Origin of the sequence: Microbulbifer weihaiensis (genome assembly GCF_048323715.1) — a bacterium.
Taxonomy (GTDB): Bacteria; Pseudomonadota; Gammaproteobacteria; order Pseudomonadales; family Cellvibrionaceae; genus Microbulbifer.
In genome coordinates, this window is record NZ_JBLWFL010000001.1 from 251,550 (window position 1) to 269,833 (window position 18,284).

11 protein-coding genes are annotated in these 18,284 nt (G+C 57.4%); 8 read left to right on the forward strand and 3 right to left on the reverse strand.

From position 1 onward, the window contains the following. Positions 1-113: 113 nt before the first annotated feature. From ACNKU7_RS01100 to ACNKU7_RS01115, 4 genes are all read left to right on the forward strand, one after another. A complete protein-coding gene (locus ACNKU7_RS01100) occupies positions 114-1,205 on the forward strand; it encodes a sensor histidine kinase (protein WP_418295106.1) in 1,092 nt (363 codons plus the stop codon). 41 nt (positions 1,206-1,246) lie between these two features. Beyond that, positions 1,247-2,065 (forward strand): LytR/AlgR family response regulator transcription factor, encoded by an 819-nt coding sequence (locus tag ACNKU7_RS01105; RefSeq protein ID WP_418295107.1) that lies wholly within the window; start codon positions 1,247-1,249, stop codon positions 2,063-2,065. 68 nt (positions 2,066-2,133) lie between these two features. Next, complete coding sequence (locus ACNKU7_RS01110) at positions 2,134-2,715, forward strand: HdeD family acid-resistance protein (RefSeq protein WP_418295108.1); 582 nt, start codon at positions 2,134-2,136, stop codon at positions 2,713-2,715. Positions 2,716-2,843: 128 nt separating this feature from the next. After that, the gene (locus tag ACNKU7_RS01115) at positions 2,844-4,646 is read left to right on the forward strand and encodes an aminotransferase-like domain-containing protein (RefSeq protein WP_418295109.1); all 1,803 of its coding nucleotides are present in this window, start codon (positions 2,844-2,846) and stop codon (positions 4,644-4,646) included. Positions 4,647-4,721: 75 nt separating this feature from the next. Here ACNKU7_RS01115 and ACNKU7_RS01120 read toward each other — a convergent pair whose 3' ends face one another. Further along, on the reverse strand, positions 4,722-5,963 hold the full coding sequence (locus ACNKU7_RS01120) for an MFS transporter (RefSeq protein WP_418295110.1): 1,242 nt from the start codon (positions 5,961-5,963) through the stop codon (positions 4,722-4,724). A gap of 275 nt (positions 5,964-6,238) precedes the next feature. Here ACNKU7_RS01120 and ACNKU7_RS01125 point away from each other — a divergent pair, with 275 nt between their 5' ends. From ACNKU7_RS01125 to ACNKU7_RS01140, 4 genes are all read left to right on the forward strand, one after another. Continuing rightward, positions 6,239-7,093, forward strand: a complete 855-nt coding sequence (locus tag ACNKU7_RS01125; RefSeq protein ID WP_418295111.1) for a carbon-nitrogen hydrolase family protein — start codon at positions 6,239-6,241, stop codon at positions 7,091-7,093. Positions 7,094-7,263: 170 nt separating this feature from the next. Then, positions 7,264-9,708, forward strand: a complete 2,445-nt coding sequence (locus ACNKU7_RS01130) for a TonB-dependent receptor (protein ID WP_418295112.1) — start codon at positions 7,264-7,266, stop codon at positions 9,706-9,708. Between the two features lie 129 nt (positions 9,709-9,837). Beyond that, the gene (locus ACNKU7_RS01135; protein ID WP_418295113.1) at positions 9,838-11,457 is read left to right on the forward strand and encodes a tetratricopeptide repeat-containing sulfotransferase family protein; all 1,620 of its coding nucleotides are present in this window, start codon (positions 9,838-9,840) and stop codon (positions 11,455-11,457) included. A gap of 218 nt (positions 11,458-11,675) precedes the next feature. Further along, a complete protein-coding gene (locus ACNKU7_RS01140; protein ID WP_418295114.1) occupies positions 11,676-13,340 on the forward strand; it encodes a serine hydrolase in 1,665 nt (554 codons plus the stop codon). A 71-nt stretch (positions 13,341-13,411) separates the two neighbouring features. Here ACNKU7_RS01140 and ACNKU7_RS01145 read toward each other — a convergent pair whose 3' ends face one another. Beyond that, positions 13,412-16,153: a M1 family metallopeptidase gene (locus tag ACNKU7_RS01145; RefSeq protein ID WP_418295115.1), complete on the reverse strand. Its 2,742-nt coding sequence runs from the start codon at positions 16,151-16,153 to the stop codon at positions 13,412-13,414. Between the two features lie 132 nt (positions 16,154-16,285). Then, a complete protein-coding gene (locus tag ACNKU7_RS01150; RefSeq protein WP_418295116.1) occupies positions 16,286-17,845 on the reverse strand; it encodes an alpha/beta fold hydrolase in 1,560 nt (519 codons plus the stop codon). Positions 17,846-18,284 lie beyond the last annotated feature (439 nt).

Genomic DNA, 18,284 nt, shown 5'->3' on the forward strand with positions numbered 1-18,284 from the left:
CCATCTGCGGCAATCTGTCTGTCTGATGCGTTTGGTGGTATTTCGCCGGCGGCACCGGTCGTTTAGTCTATTTTCCCAGATTGGCGCACTTTCTGCGCCGTTTATGGAGATTTATGGGTACTTCGGTTTTCAGCTGGCTGTCAGACAAGCTCGCCTCCCAGCGCTGCCAATACTGGGCGCTACAGTGCAGCGGCTGGGGCGGTTATACCCTGCTGACGTTCATTGGCGGTTTTTTCTGGGTGGAGAATCACTGGCTCTACACCGGCTATATCGCCGTGGCAGCCGCATCCGGTATCGCCATATCCGAAGCCATGCGCCGTGGATTCCAGAGGCTGTGGGACAAACCGGCAGCATCGCGCCTGACAGGCTCGCTGCTGGTGGTGATACTGGCTGCGGCGCTGTGGGCAGCGATCAAATTCGGCGGTTCCCTGTGGCTGTACGGCAAGGAGAGCGAGGAACACCCGGTCGTGCTCGGGGTGTACTGGTTCTCCTATTCGTTCCTGATTTACATGACCTGGGCGGCGCTTTACTACGGCATCAAGTATTACCAGGCCTCTCTGCTGCAGCAGGAAAAGGCCCTGAAGGCGGAGTCCATCGCGCATCAGTCGCAGTTGAAGATGTTGCGCTACCAGCTCAACCCGCATTTCCTGTTCAATACCCTGAACGCCATTTCGACCCTGATTCTGGATCAGGACGGGAAGACCGCCAACAATATGGTGACCCGCCTGTCACAGTTCCTGCGTCACTCGCTGGACAACGACCCGATGCAGAAGGTCACCCTGGCAAAGGAGGTCGAGGCGCTGGAGCTGTACCTGGATATCGAGAAGGTGCGCTTCGCCGATCGCCTGCAGGTCAACGTGGATCTGGAAGGGGATGCGCCAAAGGGCCTGGTTCCCAGTCTGCTGCTGCAACCTCTGGTGGAAAATGCGATCAAATATGGCATCTCCCAGCGCGAGTGGGGTGGTGAGATCAATATCCGTGCGCGGGTGTTTGCCGGTGAGCTGCTGATCGAGGTAAGTGACAATGGCCCCGGGGTTTCAGAGGCGGCACTGGCGGGGCTGGGCAAGGGCAGCGGCGTCGGTATCCGCAATACCTGTGAGCGCTTGCGCGCGCTTTATGGCGACGAGCAGAAAACCCGCTTCTGCAACCTGCCCGGTGGCGGGCTGGCGGTAAACCTGCGAATCCCGTTCGAGCAGGATGCCTGAGCCACGAGATGTAGTTCGAATTCAATAAACGGTAAGTACACATGACCGGTAGCAGTGACATTCTCAAGACCATCATCGTTGACGACGAACCCCTGGCCCGCCGCGGTCTGCGCCTGCGCCTGGAGCACCTTGGCGGTGTCGAGGTGATTGCCGAGTGCAGCAATGGGCGCGAAGCCCTGGAGCAGATTGTCGCGCTGCACCCGGATGTAGTCTTTCTCGATATCCAGATGCCGGGAGTGAGTGGGCTGGAACTGGTGCAATTGTTGCCACAGGAAGACCTGCCGCAAATCGTGTTTGTCACCGCCTATGACCAGTACGCGGTGGAGGCATTCGAGATCAATGCGGTGGACTATGTGCTGAAGCCCATCGAAGAAGAGCGTCTCAGCCTTGCCCTCAATCGGGTGCGGCAAAAACTCGGCAGCGAAAACCTGGCGGCCCAGCGTGAACAGCTGCTGGAGGCGGTAGCAGACCTTACCCAGGAATCGCCGGAAGTTCTGGAGGAAAGGCTGGCCGCAGGCGAGCTGGGTGGCAGCCGTTATCCGGAAAAAATTGCGATCAAGGATTCCGGTAAAATTACCCTGGTTCCCGCGCGGGAGATCGACTGGATCGATGCCGCCGGTGACTACATGTGCGTACACGCCAAGGGTGAAACCCATGTGATGCGCATTACCATGAAGGAGCTGGAGCAGCAGCTGGATCCGAAAATTTTTCAGCGTATCCACCGCTCCACCATCGTCAACCTGCAGCGGGTGCAGGAAATCTGCGCGCATATCAATGGCGAATATCACCTGGTGTTGAGCAATGGTGAGCGCCTGAAGATGAGCCGCAGTTATAAAAACAAGGTTCAGCACTTCGTTTAAGTGTAATCCCGGCATTATTTGTACCCTATAACTCCCGGCGCGACTGAACCAACACGCCGGGAGTTCCCATGCCCTCATCCGATATCGAGCTCGCCACCCGGCCCATGCTGAAACTGCTGGCCGACAACTGGTGGGTGCTGCTTGTGCGCGGCCTGTTCGCGATACTTTTCGGCGTGCTGACATTTGTCTGGCCCGGGATCTCCCTGCTGAGCCTGATTATCCTGTTTGGTGCCTATTCCCTGGTGGATGGCGTTATTGCCTTGTACGGAGCCTTCAAGGGCCGGGGTGAAACACGCGGCTATTCGCTGTGGTGGCTGCTGTTTGTGGGCTTCAGCGGGATTGCCGCAGGTATCGTTACTTTTATTTATCCACAGGTAACGGCGCTGGTGCTGGTGATTTTTATCGGGGCCTGGGCGCTGGTGCGTGGGATATTCGAGATCATCGGCGCGGTTCGCCTGCGCCGGGAGATCGAGCACGAATGGCTGCTGATTCTCGCTGGCGTTATCTCGGTGCTGTTTGGCCTGGCCCTGCTGGTCAGTCCCGGGGCGGGGGCGCTGGCGCTGCTGTGGCTGATCGGTGGATACGCGATTCTGTTTGGCCTGATCCTGGTGTGGCTGTCATTTCGCCTGCGCAAGGTGGCGCGAATGTAAATTACGCGGGCGTCAACCGACTGGCATAGTTTGCGCATGGCGAGAAAGCATCGTCGCTCAACATTGATTTGCCGCCACGTGCGGGGCAAACTGGGTTCGGCATAGCTAAACAATAACAAGAGCCCGATATGAGTGAAGCACTGATCTTCCTCGATCCCAATGCAGGAAAAAGTCTGCAATCACAGATACGGGAAAAACTGATACAGGGCATTTTCTCCGGCAGTATTCCCGCCGGGCACAAGATGCCTTCTTCGCGCCGCATGGCCGAGCAGCTGAGTGTCGCCCGCAATACAGTGGTGCTGGCTTATCAACAGCTGGTAGATGACGGTTTGCTGGTTACGCGTGAACGCAGTGGTTTTTTCGTCAGCGATACCATTCCTCAGCAGGGGGTAATCAGTTACGGCCCCGCCGCCGCGTCTGTGAATGACGAAGCTGAGCGACGTTTCTGGCGTGTGCACTGCAACCCGGTTACGGTCAACCGTCGCGCGCTGCAGGCGCGACCAGCGAACTGGTTGCAGTACCCCTTCCCCTTTGTCAGCAACGAATACGATCCCCGGCTCTATCCTGGCAATGAGTGGCGAGAGTGCGCGCGGGATATATTCAGTGCCCGGGAAGTGGCACAGTGGGCAACGCTTGGCAGCAATGAAGATGACCGTTTCCTGGTTGAGCAGGTTTGTACCCGGCTCTTGCCGCGGCGCGGAATTTATGTGGATTCCGGCCAGTTACTGCTGGCCAGCGGTTTGGATCAGGCCTGTTACCTTCTGGGTGAATTGCTGCTCGGCAAAGGGCGCAAGCTCGCACTGGTGACGCCCGCAGCCCCCGAAACTGCTGATATTTTTCTGGGTACTGGTGCCGACCTGCTGTCTCTGGGACAGGACTCCGATGGCCCTGTTATCGACGGCCGGCTGCATGAAGCGGACTGTGTTTACCTGGAGCCGAATGTCCAGAACCCCACCGCCGTTACCACAAGTCTCGAGCGTCGCAGGCAAATTCTGCAACAGGTTCAAAGTCAGCAGGCTGTGATTATTGAAAATGACTGCGAACTCGATTTTTGCTACCACGCCAATGCACTGCCGCCACTAAAGAGTATGGAGCAGGGCAACTCAGTCATCTATCTGTATCAAATTCCGAAAATTATTGATCCGGGGATGCAGCTCGCGTTTGTGGTTGCACCGAAGCCCGTAATTCGGCGACTGCGGGCATTAAGGTACACGCTGCGGGAAAAGGTTCCGGCACTGAATCAGCGGATGTTGGGGAAATTTATTGCAGAAGGTCACTATGACGCTGCACTGTTCCGAATTACCCAGCAGTTGCGCGAGCGCTGGGTGGCACTTGGTGAAGCCCTGATGTATCACCTGCCCAAGCTCAAGGTCCGCAGGGCAAGCTGTGGCACCAGTTGCTGGCTTGAGCTGCCTGAGCATATTGATGCCCATCAGTTGCAAGTACTGGCGGAAAAGAACGGCCTTCTCCTGGAAGCGGTCGGCGACGGGCATGCCGTGCGACTGGGTTTCTCCGCGATTGACACCGGCAAGATAGAGGCCGGGATCAAGATTCTGGCAAACCTGATCGACGGCGAGCTGGAGGCTGCAGAGGAGAACCTGCATTGCGCGATCGGACGACGCCTGTCCGCCGAAAACCTGGCTAATGAAATGCCGGGTGCCGTTTTGCTCGGTACCAACACTCTCGGCGAGTATTACAGAATCGAACTGAGGCCGGATGGCACCATGCTGGGTTATTCGCGCAACGATGTGGATATTGATGAGACCGATACCGGGCGTTGGTGGCTGGATGGTGACCGATGGGTGCGGCAGTGGAGAAACTGGTCCTACGGCCGCCGGGCCAGCTTCCATGTGGTTATCGACGGGCATCGCATCAAATGGTTTGGCGAAACCGGTAAATTGATCGATACGGCGATCATCGCCAGTGAGTAGCCGGCCTACGATACGTTTTCCGGAGGTATTCCCCCGGATCAAATAAACGTTTGGGTATGCCAGATGATAAGCCGGTTACGATTGGCCAGGTACCGGATCCAGTCGCGTTGCCGCTGCCACAGCCGGCAGGCACAGTAGCAGTACAGCAGTCGCGATCAGTACCAGCTGAGTATAACTGCCACCTCCACTAATAAAGTAACCGGCCAGCAGCGGGCCGCAGGCCAAGCCGGATTTCGAAGCAAAGCCGCCAAAGGCCCCCATCTGGCCCGTGGCATCGAAACGGGATGCCATCGTAAGAAAATAGGGTACGCAGAATGCCCAGGTCATTCCGGTGACCACATTGGCAAGGATGAACACCGGGCGAATATTACTGAATACAAACAGTGCCAGTCCGACAATGGTTATCACCAGCGCCGCCAATAGCGGACCGGCCAGTGGCAGGCGCTGTCCTGTCACCGCTGCCAAGGCAGCACCGCTGATCGCAATCAAATTGGCCCAGAATAGGGTCTGGCTGATGAAATCGAGAGAAAGTTCAAACGACTTTCCGAGATCGAAGATAAACGCAAACAGGGCCATATTCGCCAGCTGAAAGCAGAATAGGGCGATAAGAGTCACTGCGATCGGCACTAGCTGCCGTTGGTACCCCGAACCTGCCTTTGCCACTCGAGAGGTGGGCTCGCCTGCTTGAGGCAGAGGGTACTCGGCAATCAACGGCAGTATAAAAAGTGTAATTGTACTGAAGCAGATAAGTGCATAAAAAGGCACATAAGTGCCGTGCTGTTTGACCAGTGGTGGCAGCAGCAGCATACCGATCGCGCCACCTATGTATTGCACCAGTAACACCATGCTGTAGCTGCGGCCAGCGATACCGCTGCGTGCAATTACCGCAAACCCCAGCCCTACCAGAGCTCCGCCGAGGATGCCATGCAGCAGCCGCAGGGGAATGAGCAATTCAAGGTTTCCCAGTTTGATAGTCAGGACGTCCATGGCGATAGAGCCACACAGCAATGCCATTGCGGTTAGCTTCCAGCGCGGGATATACCGGATCAGCCAGGATATACAGAAAGCGCCAATTACTGCGCCTATCGTGTTCGAGAAAGTGATTTTTCCTGCCTGCTCTGCGGATAGCCCGGCTCCGGCCATGAGTGCGTCGACGATGACGGGAAAGATATTGACGTAGTAGAGCCCCGCCGATGACAAAAAAGCCAGGAAGAGGCTCGCCAGCCAACCGTCACTGACCAGAAAGCGCCGGCGAATCTGCATCGGTTCAGGCTGCGCATCTATGCCCGCGCGTGCTTGGCCACTGTTTCCCTGCATATTTGCTCCGGAACTTGCTTCGGTGTTTATCTGTGCGGCATTCGCGCCGCCCTGTTGCGGATCAAAGCTAACTTATTACACGCCTGCGGATAGTGCCAGTTGACGCTCGGGGATGGAGCCACTTTCCGCGATTGCAGTCATTTTGGGACTAAAAAACCAAGGTGGACTAGCTGGGCCCGCGAATCTGGACCTATAGCTTGTTGATTACCTGGTTCAAGATTGAACCAGGTCGGGCGCAAGGCGTCCTGATGATGCTAAGCAGGGATCCATGAGTGATGAGTAATAAACGCCGTGCCTTCGGTATCGCCGCGCTACAGCTGAAGCTGGACGAGGTCGACAACCTCGAACTGTTGCTGCAGAAAATCCAGCGCACCAAGTTGCGCTACCCATGGGTCAAGATGGTTGTCCTGAGCGAGCTGGCAGTGCGCGGCGTGGGTGCGCAACATGCCTGCGAGTTGCCTTCCCCGCAGGAAAATGCATTTTGCCGCACCGCGCGAGAGCTGGGTATATGGCTGATACCGGGTTCCATGTATGAAAAATGTGGCGCTGCGGTATTCAATACAACACCGGTCATCGCACCCTCCGGTGAAGTCGTTGCACGCTACCGGAAGATATACCCGTTCCTGCCGTATGAAAAAGGCGTGACCGGTGGTGACCGATTTGTCGTATTCGACGTGCCCGGCGTGGGTCGCTTTGGCGTGTCCATCTGCTACGACATGTGGTTTCCGGAGACCACCAGGGCACTGGTCTGGCTGGGCGCTGAAGTCATTATCCATCCTACCAAGACCGACACCATCGATCGCAAGGATGAACTCTCTATTGTTCGCGCCAGTGCCTCGATGAATCAGTGTTACATCGTCGATGTAAATTCCGCAGGCACGCAAGGCGTCGGCCATTCTCTGGTTGTCGGCCCAGAGGGGGAGACGATCCATCAGGCAAGTGTCGAGGAAGAAATCATCGCGTTTGAAATTGATGTGGAAAAAGTCGAGCAGGTTCGCGAGCGCGGTATGAAAGGCCTGGGCCAAACCCTGAAAAGTTTTCGCGATGGCCGTGTGCGCTACCCCCAATACGAAGAGGGTGCTGTTTCCGCGGCATTGGAAAACCTTGGGGAGCTGAAAATTCCAGAGTAACTACAAATATTCCGTTTCCACTCAAAGGATGAAAAGTAAGGAGTCACGGCGTTATACACTGTCTGGCACTAGGTTGTCGCGGTGTGCCGGCAAGTAAAACCCATACAGGCGGGCGCTGTCTGGCCGGCGAAAAAATCACAATACGAGAACCAAACCTAGCAGAGGGCATCATGAAAACTACGTTCAAGCAGGGGTTTAGCAAGTCTAGATTGGCCGGCGCGGTTGCCGCGGTATCTGCGGGAACGATGTTTGCTGTTCCAAACGCTGTATTCGCACAGGAAGCGGATAGCGTTGAAGAAATCATCGTTACCGCAACACGCCGGGATACCAGTATTCAGGACGTTCCCTACAATATCAGCGCCGTGTCCGGGGATGATCTGGAAAAAGCGAATATCAAGGACGTATCGGAATTGATGCGCTCCCTGCCCGGGGTGCAGTACATTGACCGCGACTGGCGCTCCGGTGGCGTGGTGAACGGTATCCTGATGCGCGGTGTGAACATTGACGCCGGCACCCAGGGTGATGTGCAGCTGAGTGCTGCGCCGCCGGTTGCCACTTACCTGAACAATACGCCGTTGTTTGTCAGCCTGGCACTGCGCGATATCGAGCGCGTGGAGGTGTTGCGCGGCCCGCAGGGCACGCTGTATGGATCCGGCGCACTCGGGGGCGCCGTGCGGTACATTCAGCGCGCGCCGAAAATGGAAGAGTTTGAGGCGAATGTTTCCGGCTATTACAGCCAGACCGAGGGTTCGTCTGGCTGGAATCACGGCGTCGATGGCATCGTCAATATCCCGATGGGGGACAAGCTGGCGGCGCGAATGTCTTTCGGGACATTAAAACGAGCGGGCATTATTGATTACGCCAATGCTTATGTACTCGATGGTTCCGCGGTACCGGTACTTGAGAACCCTGCAGATGTCGTAAATAGCCCTGCACTGTATCAAGACATCGAAGATGCCGATGAGGTCAACGTAGATTACGCGCGGGCCAGCCTGCGGTTTGAGCCAAATGAGAAGTTCTCGGCACAACTGGATTACTTTACCCAGGAAGGTGACGCCGGTGGCCGACGCCAGCAGACCGAAAGCATGGACGACTATGAATTCGGCGGTCTTATTTTGGAACCCTCGGAGCGGGAACTGGATCTCGTTAGCCTGGAACTCGAAGTGGATCTCGGATTTGCCACGCTTACATCCAGTACCTCGCAATACGATCACGATTCCACTGCGGTGACCGACAACACCGGGTTTTATGCCAACGCCGGTTTTGGCTTCTACTATGCCGGCTCGCCGCGACCGCTGAACCGTGCCACCCGCACGTTCGAAGACAGTTCGCTGGTGCAGGAGTTGCGCCTGGTATCGAATACAGAAGGCGCAATTGACTGGATCCTCGGCGCCTACTACCAGGATCAGAATTTCGGCATGACCCAGCTTTCGGAGACTCCCGGGCTGAATGATTGGGTTGTTGCATCGCTGGAGCAAGGTGCCCCCGGGCTCGATGAAGGCCCCTGGCTGCCGGAAACCGGCGCTGACTGGTATGCCTACTGGTGGTTAATGGATACCTCCAGTGATGTGGATTGGCGTTACAGTCGCAACATGAACTATGTCGAAAAAGCCTTTTTCGGTGAGCTTACCTACCATGTTTCCGATCGCTGGCAGGTTACAGCCGGTGCGCGCAAGTTCGATGTGGAATCCGAAATCGACAGCCGCGCCGAACTGCCGTTCTGGTTCATGCTGGATGAGTTTGATCAGTCATTCAGTGATTCCGATACGATCTTCAAGCTGAACACCTCGGTGGACCTGACGGAAACCGATATGGTCTATGCCACCTGGTCGCAGGGCTATCGCCGTGGTGGGGCCAATGCCGTATCCACGTCGGGGCCATTCCCTGAAGATCCGGGCCTGCTGAGCTATGGGGCTGATACCGTCGACAATTACGAAATCGGCATCAAGGGTACATTGGACAGAAGACTCCAATACAATGCCGCACTTTTCCGGGTGAACTGGGACGATGTGCAGCTGAATACGGCTGGCCCTGTATCCGGGTACTTTGTCGTGGTAAATGGTGATGAAGCGGTAAGCCAGGGGCTCGAACTGTCATTGAATGGGCAGTTTACCGATACCCTGGATGGCGGCATCAGCTACACCTATGTCGATGCCGAGCTGACCGAGGATATTCTTTTCCCCGGGCAAACTGTCAGTACACGTGAGGCGGGATCAGCCTTGCCGGGAATTCCGGAGCATGCTGTTACTGCTCGTATTGGTTACCTGCAGTCACTGAGTAGTGGCCTGTCAATGTATTACCAGATGAATGGTTACTACCAGTCCGAAACCGAAAACAGTGCGTCGAGCAGTCCGCGCGAGGCGGCCACGCACGATGGTTTCGCTTTGCTCAATGCATCTGTTTCTCTCTCTGCTGATGCCTGGAACCTGGATCTGTTCGTAAAAAATATCGCGAATGAAGACGGGGTGACCGGCGCGCGTACCCAGGCTACCTGGGGCCAGAATTATGCCGGCAGTCAGTCGCAGTGGTTTAACTACAGTTATGCCAACGACGCATCCAGCAGCTTTATCACCATGCCCAGAACCTTGGGTATGTCTGCGACCTATCGTTTCTAAGCGGAGAGTTCCTGACCTTTCGGGAAATGCTTGGCCGGTCTACTCGACCGGCTTTTTTATTCCTGCGATTGAGGCGATCTGCTAAGGTCTCGGGTGGTTAAACTTTGACTTTATACGATGGGTGAATCCTTGGCAGTCACCAGTAATCAGGATCAAAGCAGGTATCGGCAGGCCGTACAGCTTTTCAGGGACAAATCCTTTGAAGCTGCGCTGGTGACGATAACGGATGCGATAGAGCATAATCAGTTGCTCGAATCGGAAGTCATCAACGCTGGCCGTCTGCAGGCGGATATCCTGCTGGCCCAAGGTGAAGTGCAATGCGCACTGGCGGTACTGAATCAAACCCTGGGCAAGATTGCGCAAGGCCATCCGGCTTATCTCCCGGTCATGCTGCACCGGGCATCCATCCTGCTGCGTGCCGGAGATATCGCCGGCGCTGCCCGGCTGGACTACAGCGCTCTGATGGCATGCAGCGACGTCACTCTGCTGGCACAGGCTGGCTACATCTATGCATTGTGTGAGCAGCATGAGAAGGCCTTGCAGGTGTATCGCGCAGCGCTCAGACTGGATCCGGATCAGCCACAATTATTGTTTAACCTTGCATCGGCCTGTCGTGCCATGGGGTTACTGGATGAGTCCGAAACACTTTACAACAGAGTGATTGCCCGCAAACCCCAGGACTGGGAGGCGTACAAAAATCGCAGTGACCTGCGTACCCAGACCCCGCAGCGCAATAATGTCGATTCCCTGAAGGCTCTGATATCCAGCAGAGAACTGCCCATGCAGGGGCGTGTGCAGTTGAGCTTTGCCCTGGCCAAGGAGCTGGAAGATCTGGGCCACTTTGAGGAAAGTTTCCACTTCCTCGCGCAGGGTTGTGCCGCACGCCGTGCTGGTTTGCGCTATGACCTGGATAAAGACCTGTCAGTAATGCATGCCATTCGCGAGACTTACGATGCCGGATACTTCCGCACTTCGGGTTACTCGGGCGAAGAGGGCAAGGGCATTATCTTTATTCTCGGTATGCCGAGAACCGGTACTACCCTGGTCGATCGAATACTTACTGCGGCCAGTGGCGTGGTTTCCGCGGGCGAGCCCGATACCTTTGCCCGCTATCTCACCGAAATGGTCGTTTCCCAGCGCACTTCAGAAATTCCTGACAAGCCTGCATTCGTCCGGGCGTCTGGCAAACTGGATTTTGCCCGGCTGGGCCAGCGCTATGCGGAACAGTTGAACGCACGCGCGGCACAGCGACACGCGAGTATCATCATCGATAAAAATCCGATGAATTTTCTCTACGCAGGTTTGATCCAGCGTGCCTTGCCTGGCGCGCGGATTATTCATCTGCGGCGCGGTGCCATGGATACCTGCTACGCGATATATAAAACTCTGTTCAAAACTGCTTACCCATTTTCCTATGACCTGGACGAACTGGGGCGCTACTACCTTGCTTACCGCGATCTGATGGCCCATTGGCACCGGGTGATACCCGGGTGTATTTACGATCTGGATTACGAAGCCCTGGTGCAGAACCCCGAAAGCGAGGCTCGCAAGCTGCTGGAGTATTGCGGGCTGAGCTGGCAGGACGCCGTGCTGGATTTTCACCGCAACCGCGCGCAGGGGACGGCGACCGCCAGTGCCGCTCAGGTTCGGCAACCCATGTATACCTCATCCATCGGCAAGTGGCGACGCTACGAGCGTCAACTGGCACCGCTGATACACAGGTTACAGCAGGGTCAAGTCGGCCTGTAGAAAGTGAGGAGTCCATGGGTACATGCATGCGGTATCCATTTCTCTGCCTGGCGGTAGTGACATTGCTTACGGGCTGCTATTCCCTGGGGCCAGAAAGCAGGCACTTTTCAGCCGATCCCATTTCAGGGAAAAGTCCCGTTAAGGGTGCTGCGCCCAGTGACGGCAACGAGGCAGATTTTTATTTCGGGGCTTTAAACACGCTCACAGGCAGCGGCCGGGTGTCGCGAACGTTACTTACTTACGATGACCTGATTCCCGGTATCGGCTCCGGTGCGCCGGTCAATCTTTCTGCCTACGCTCTCCCGGAGGGGGCGGCTCATCCCGTGCATGTATTTGCGGGCACACTTGCGCTCAGTGGTGAGAAGACGGCGGGTAAGTTTGCCGAGATCAAGGATCTCTACGGTTACACCGGTGGTGATGACCACCCGCGCAAACATCTGCCGCCGTTTGAGTTCCAGTTCCTTCAGGCGGGGAGTTATATCTTCCCTCTGCGGCGGGAATCGATCGCCGGCAATCATCCGGACTGGGAGTATGTACTGACACCGGGCCGAGTGTGGCAGGAGCAGGGTGACCTCGGGTACAGCCGGGTTGCACTACCTTTTGCGCTGCAGGAGCGCAATGCCAACTGCATGCACAACGGGGTACTGAGTTTTCTGTTTAAGGCCGATGGTTCGATTTCAAGGGCGGCCTATCAGATCAGCAGCGAAACCTGTCTGTATTTCAAGGCCGACTGGTGGGGAATACTGGAGGCCTCTTACACGCCGCAAATAATCCCCGACCAAAAGGCACTGATCCAGCGCTACCAGAGAGAGCTAGACGCGCGTATGCCGGTGAAGCCCTTGTCGGCCCTGGCGGTGGATTATCCGGGGGCCGATTACGCAGTGTTTGCCAACCCCAGTGGCAACGATTCGCCCGAAGTTACTCTCGCCGGATTCGTGGTTGACGGAACGCACTACCGCGGCGATTGCGCAACCCGTCATGGTGACTACCCCTACTGCGACTCCCTGGTACTTCCATCTTATTCCACTGCTAAGGGGCTGTTCGCCGGTTTGGCCATGATGCGCCTGCAGCAGTTGTATCCCGGTGTACGCGACGCCGAAGTCAGCCGTTACATTGATGCCTGCAGCGACCACCGCTGGCACGATGTCACGCTGAACGATCTTCTGGATATGACGACCGGCAATTACCACAGCGATGCATACATGGAAGATGAAGACTCGCCGCACACGGAGGGACTGTTTTTTGCGGAAAAACACCAGCAAAAAATCCAGTACAGCTGCGACTATTACACCCGAAAAAGTCCACCGGGCAGCCAGTGGGTGTATCACACTTCGGATACCTATATTGCCGGCACTCTGATGGCCGAATACCTGAGGGCGTTGGGCGGTGATGAGGTCGATCTGTTTACCGATATTGTGGTTTCCGATCTCTGGGATCCCATCGGAATCAGCGCGACGGGCCGCTACACGCGCCGGACCTATGACTCGCGCCGGCAGCCTTTTTCAGGCTGGGGCCTTATGTGGTTACCTGACGATGTTGCGAAGATTGCGCGTTTTGTTGCGCTGGACGAGGGCAGGGTCGATGGCCAGGCAAAGCTGAACGTCGACGAGCTGGATGCGGCATTACAGCGGCGTTCCGCCGATAAAGGTGCCGAGCCTCTGGCCGCCTATCGCTACAACAACGGATTCTGGGCCTATGATGTGGGCGGGCAGCTGGAGGGTTGTAGCGGAGAGCTGTGGATCCCGTTTTTATCCGGGTATGGCGGCATTACCATCGCACTTTTGCCAAACCAGAGTATCTACTATTACTTCAGTGACCGCGGTGACTTCGGCTGGTTACACGCTGTGCGTGCCGCACACAGTATTCGTCGCCTTTGCCCGTAATTGCTCGAGTGCGTTACCAAAATAAAAAACGGCAGCCAGTGGCTGCCGTTTCTGGTTGCGCAATTCGCGCGTTACTGCACGCTGGTGACCAGTGCCTGGCCTTGTTCCTGTAATGCCATACACAGGTTGATGCTTTCATCGGTTTGCGCCAGTGCGCGTTCATAACCGGGTACCAGTTTTTTCTGCTGGGTGAACAGCATCTGTACTTCCTTCAGGGAGCCCAGGTCACAGAAGCCTGCGGCAAAGCGCGGGGTGTTGCGACGCCACTGTTCCGGGATCTTGGCGACCACAGCACTGAAGTTGTCGCGCAGCCAGTCCCAGTTTTTGGCCTGCAGTGTCGGCTCAGAGAGCGCGTTCTGGATCAGACCGAACGCTTCCCGCGCGCCCATCGCATCGCTCAGCGCCAGGCTGTGGATAGTGCCGAGCTGCGACGGATCGGTAATGCGGCCGAGGGCATTGGCACTGGCGCTGTCAAACAGCGGGTCGTCAAGTTCGCTGCGAATGCGGATCAGGTGATCGACAAATGCCTTGCCGGAATCCTGCACGGCAACGGTCAGTGCGCTCTCGTAGAGGTCGGAGTCGAGTGCTTTGGGATCCCGCGCCCGGTTAAAGCCGGTGAACTTTTCGGCCTTTTCCTTGAGCAGCTGGCGTGCGGCCGGCTGTTTCGCATCCAGTGCGAGAACGCCGAGCAGTGTACTGTGCAGCAGCTTGCTGTCGTTGTCGCTGCTGTTTTCCAGCTGCGCGACTTTTTCGCCGTACAACTTCTGCAGGAATGCATGCCAATCCGCCTGCTGGTCTTTTTGTGCGTAGCGATCCCCGTATTTTGCCAGGTAGCCGAGCGGCGCTTCGACCACCTGGCGCTTGTCCGACCCGGCTGACTTCTGGATCGCGGCAATCAGTAATTGCGGCTGGAGTTGGCCGGCCTCGAACGCGGCAAAGGCGCTGTCGATAACGGCCAGCTGCTCGGTGGGCGCGAGGCTGTCGAACTGCTCGATCAGTGCCTGCCAGGCCTGCTCTGGCATGGAAAAGCGGTAGTAGCCGCTGCCGTTGACGTTCGGCAGCACCCACGCCGGGCAGGCGCCACCGGAGACTTCCAGAGACTGCTCCGGCTCGGTGAGGAATTCGCACTGCTCGGTTCCGCTGCTGCTGCGCATGCAGAACGGGATGCTCCATTTTTTACCGGCGTCGGCAATCGGTGAACCGAGGGGCTTGTAGCGCTGTTGCTGGATGTGCACCTTGGCTTTGCCCTCGGTGTTGCAGTCCAGGGTCAGTTGCAGCAGCGGTACCCCCTTCTGTTCCACAAACGTGCGGAAGGTGTCGGTGAGGCGCGGGCTCTGGGTTTCCTCGCCAATCACGCGGTAGAAGTCGGGGGAATCGGCTACGCCATCGGCGAAGGTTTCGATGTAGCGACCGAGAGCCGGGCGGAAGGTATCGGCACCGAAGTACTGGTCGACCATGTGGATGACACCCAGGCTCTTGGCGTAGGTGATGGCGTCATAGGCGTTGCGGATATCGTTGTTGTCGTCGATCGGCTCGCGGATGGCGCGGGTACTGGCAAGTGAATCCAGCTTCATCGCGCTGATGGCGCGCACGGCGGCATTCAGGTCATGGCCGCCGTCTGGCTCCATGATGATCAGTACCAGCGGCGTACCCCAGGTGGCAAAGCCTTCCTTCAACCACAGGTCGTCCCACCAGGGTGGGGTAACCAGGTTGCCGAACCACATGTGCGCGATCTCATGGGCGTGCACGCCGAGCAGGGCCAGGCGCAGGCCCGGCGCTGGCTCTTCGCCTTCCACCAGGATGCGCTGCTCGCGATAGGTGATGGCCGCAGAGAGTTCGGTGGCGCCACTGGGCCACTGGGGCGCGGCGATGATGTCCAGCTTGCGGAACGGGTAGGGGCGCTGCAGCTGCTCTTCAAAAATGCGCAGCATTTCGGGAGTAACATCGAGGATGTATTTCAGATCCTTGCCGCGGCCCTTGCGCGCGAAGCCGCGCAGGGGCAGCTCTTCTTTACGGTATTTGTTCGCGGGAATCGCCGGGCGTTCCACCACATCAAACGGGCCTACCGCCAGTGACAGCAGGTAGGTGGGCATGGGGCGGGTCTGGGCAAAGGTGACCTTCTCCATGCCATTGCCGGCGTCAGTGCGGTTTACTTCCGGGGCGTTGCCGATGGCCACATAGCCTTTGGGGATGGTCAGGTTGATGTCATACGTCGCTTTGAGGCCCGGTTCGTCGAACCCGGGCAGGAAGCGCCGCGCCTGGATGGATTCGGACTTGGCCAGTGCATAGGACTCGCCCTGTTCCACTACCTTGAACAGGCCGGCCAGGTTTTTATCAAACGGCGCGCTGTACTTGATGCGCAGGGTGATTTCCCCGGCGGGCACACCGCCGGCAAAATCCACTCTCACTACACCGCTTTCCAGCAACTGGCGGTAATGCGCCGGCACTACCTTGTCCTTTGTCGCGTTTTCGCCACTGGCGACCAGTGCATTGATATCGGCGACATCGATGTTGTTGCCGTGCATCCAGATGTGGTCGGTGGGTGCGTCCAGTTCGATGTCGATCTCTACCTGGCCGTCAAAGCGCTCCTGGCGGGGATCCAGGTTGAGGTCGAGGCGGTAGGCCCTGGGGCGGACGCCATCGGGCAGTTTGCCGGCGGGCGGCTGGCCATCGTTTTCGGTGGTGGTGGCCACTGCGTCCGCGGAGGTTTCGGCAGCGGGTTTATCCACAGTGGGTGTGGACTTGTTCTTGGTATCGCAGCCGCTGAGGACGATCAGTCCTGCAAGGATGCTGGTGAGGGCAAGTTGTCGCATGATTTCCGTTATTGGTTGGGAAAACTCCTATTTTAGCGGTTTGCCGGGGAGAATTTAAAAGGCAAACGGGACAGGTGGGTTTGCGCGGGCGCCGGGTGGAGTTTTGTGCCACCCCGGCGCCGGCTCCCTGAGTTACAGATGTGGAATCGTCAGCACCGATTGCCGGTCGCGCCGGTAGGGCACGGTGATGTCGTAATGGGTATCTGCGGGCTTCTGGTAAATGCTGCCCTGGGTATCGATCGCCAGGGTCACCACATGCCCGGCGGGCACGTCGTAGGAGGTGGTGAACAGTTCCAGGGCGATTTTCTGCGCGCGGCCGACGGTGGCATTGCGCAGGGTAAAGGGCGCGTGGGTGATCAGCCTGCCCCAGCCAAAGGCGTCGGTATCGTACAGGTGCACCTGCAGCTGTACCTCTGGCTTGCTCGGCACTATCCACATTTCCAGGGTGGGGGTGCCGCGGATCCTGAACGTGCTCCAGTGCAGTGGCGAGTTGTACTCGATGGCGTAATAGCCGTTGATACCGGTCATGTTGGTATAAATCGGTATGCCGAAGCCCTCAAGCACGTCTGACAGAAGCGGGATGCCGGTGCCGGCCTTGGTGTCGGCGCCGCCGTGAAACTCGTTATTCCAGCCCCAGCCGCTGTAGGTGCCGGTTTCCATGCTGGCGTTGTTGAAGTAGCTCAGGCGCGGGTGCAGATAGTAGCGGGCAGTCTTGTCGGTTACCGGGAAGTCGGCGAACTGTTCCCGCCGGTTGCTGATGCGCACCGTCATATCGACCCTGGGCTCGCTGTCGATACCGTTGGCCTCGCCTTTCAGGTAGTGGTCGAACCAGCGGAAACTGGTGGCCCAGATATGCCCCTCATTGCCGCCGAGTATTTCACCCACCGCGTGAGTGCCCGGATTCAGCATTAGTTTCTTGGGCCCGTCCAACAGACTGTAAAGCTGGGTCATGCTGTTGGGTTTGAACAGGTAATCGGCGAAGTTGTTCGACATCAGCACCGCGGTACCGTTGGCATTCAGCTGGTCTACATAGCTGAGTGCAGAGCGCGGTGCGGCGAAGTTGTACACGCTGTCGATATCATTGCCGGAGCGCAGATTGCTCCAGAGGGTATCCACCGCAGGGTCGAGGTTGAAGGCGGTGAGGGTCAGCAGCGTGCCCCACACCAGGTTGACCGTATCGTTGGGGTACAGCCCCTCGACGATGTCGGACCAGCCGGAAAGCGCCGCCACAGCATCCACCCGCGGATCCTGGGCTGCGACCACCAGCGAAGTGCCGGCACCATAGGAAATACCCGCCAGCCCCAGCTTGCCCACCGGGTAATGGGCCTCGAGCCAGTCAATCAGGACCCGTGCATCGGCAATCGTATTCGGGCCGCTTACATCCACTGTGCCGCCAGAGGCACCGAAGCCGCGGGTGGAGTAGCTCAGCACCAGATAACCATTTTCGGCCAGCGCTTTGGCCTGGGCCAGATACTGGTTCTTGTCCAGCACCCAGCTGTTGGTGAACAGCACCGTGGGGTAGCCATCCGCCGGCGCCGGGGTTTCCGGGATAAACAGGTTGGCGTCGATCTCGGTGCCGTCAAAGCTGGTGATTTCCACATCAGCGATAAAGGTGGGGCCGGCCTGGGACGGCAATGGGGTGAACAGCGACAGGGCGCCGGCGAGCAGCGCCGGCAGGGCGAGTGTCTTCATCGTTTTCTCTCGGGTTGTTTTGTTTTATTGCTTTTATTCGTGCCTGAGGCGGTGCTGATTTACAGGCGTTCCCGATTCTAGAAGAGCGGTTGGGGGCAATTCTGACCGTTAGTGCCAACTGGAATGGCATTCCCGGTCACTGGCGGAGGGTTAAACGCGAAACTCTTCGGTCGATGTGTGACTGGTACGGACTTTCAGGTCGAAACCCAATGGTCACGCCTGTGGCGCGCACTGGCGACTGGCACGCGACGGCGCCATTTTCATTGAGCCCGCGAGGGTGAAGTATAGACCGTTACCGGTGTCCCGAGAGTTCTGGAGATAAATTGGTCTTTTTTTGACCAGCGAAAACAGGTAGTGTGCCCATTCGCGCAACGGTGTTCAAAAAACAGCCAGTTGCCCCGAGCATTTTCAACCGGGTGGCCAGAATATGTTTTCAAGA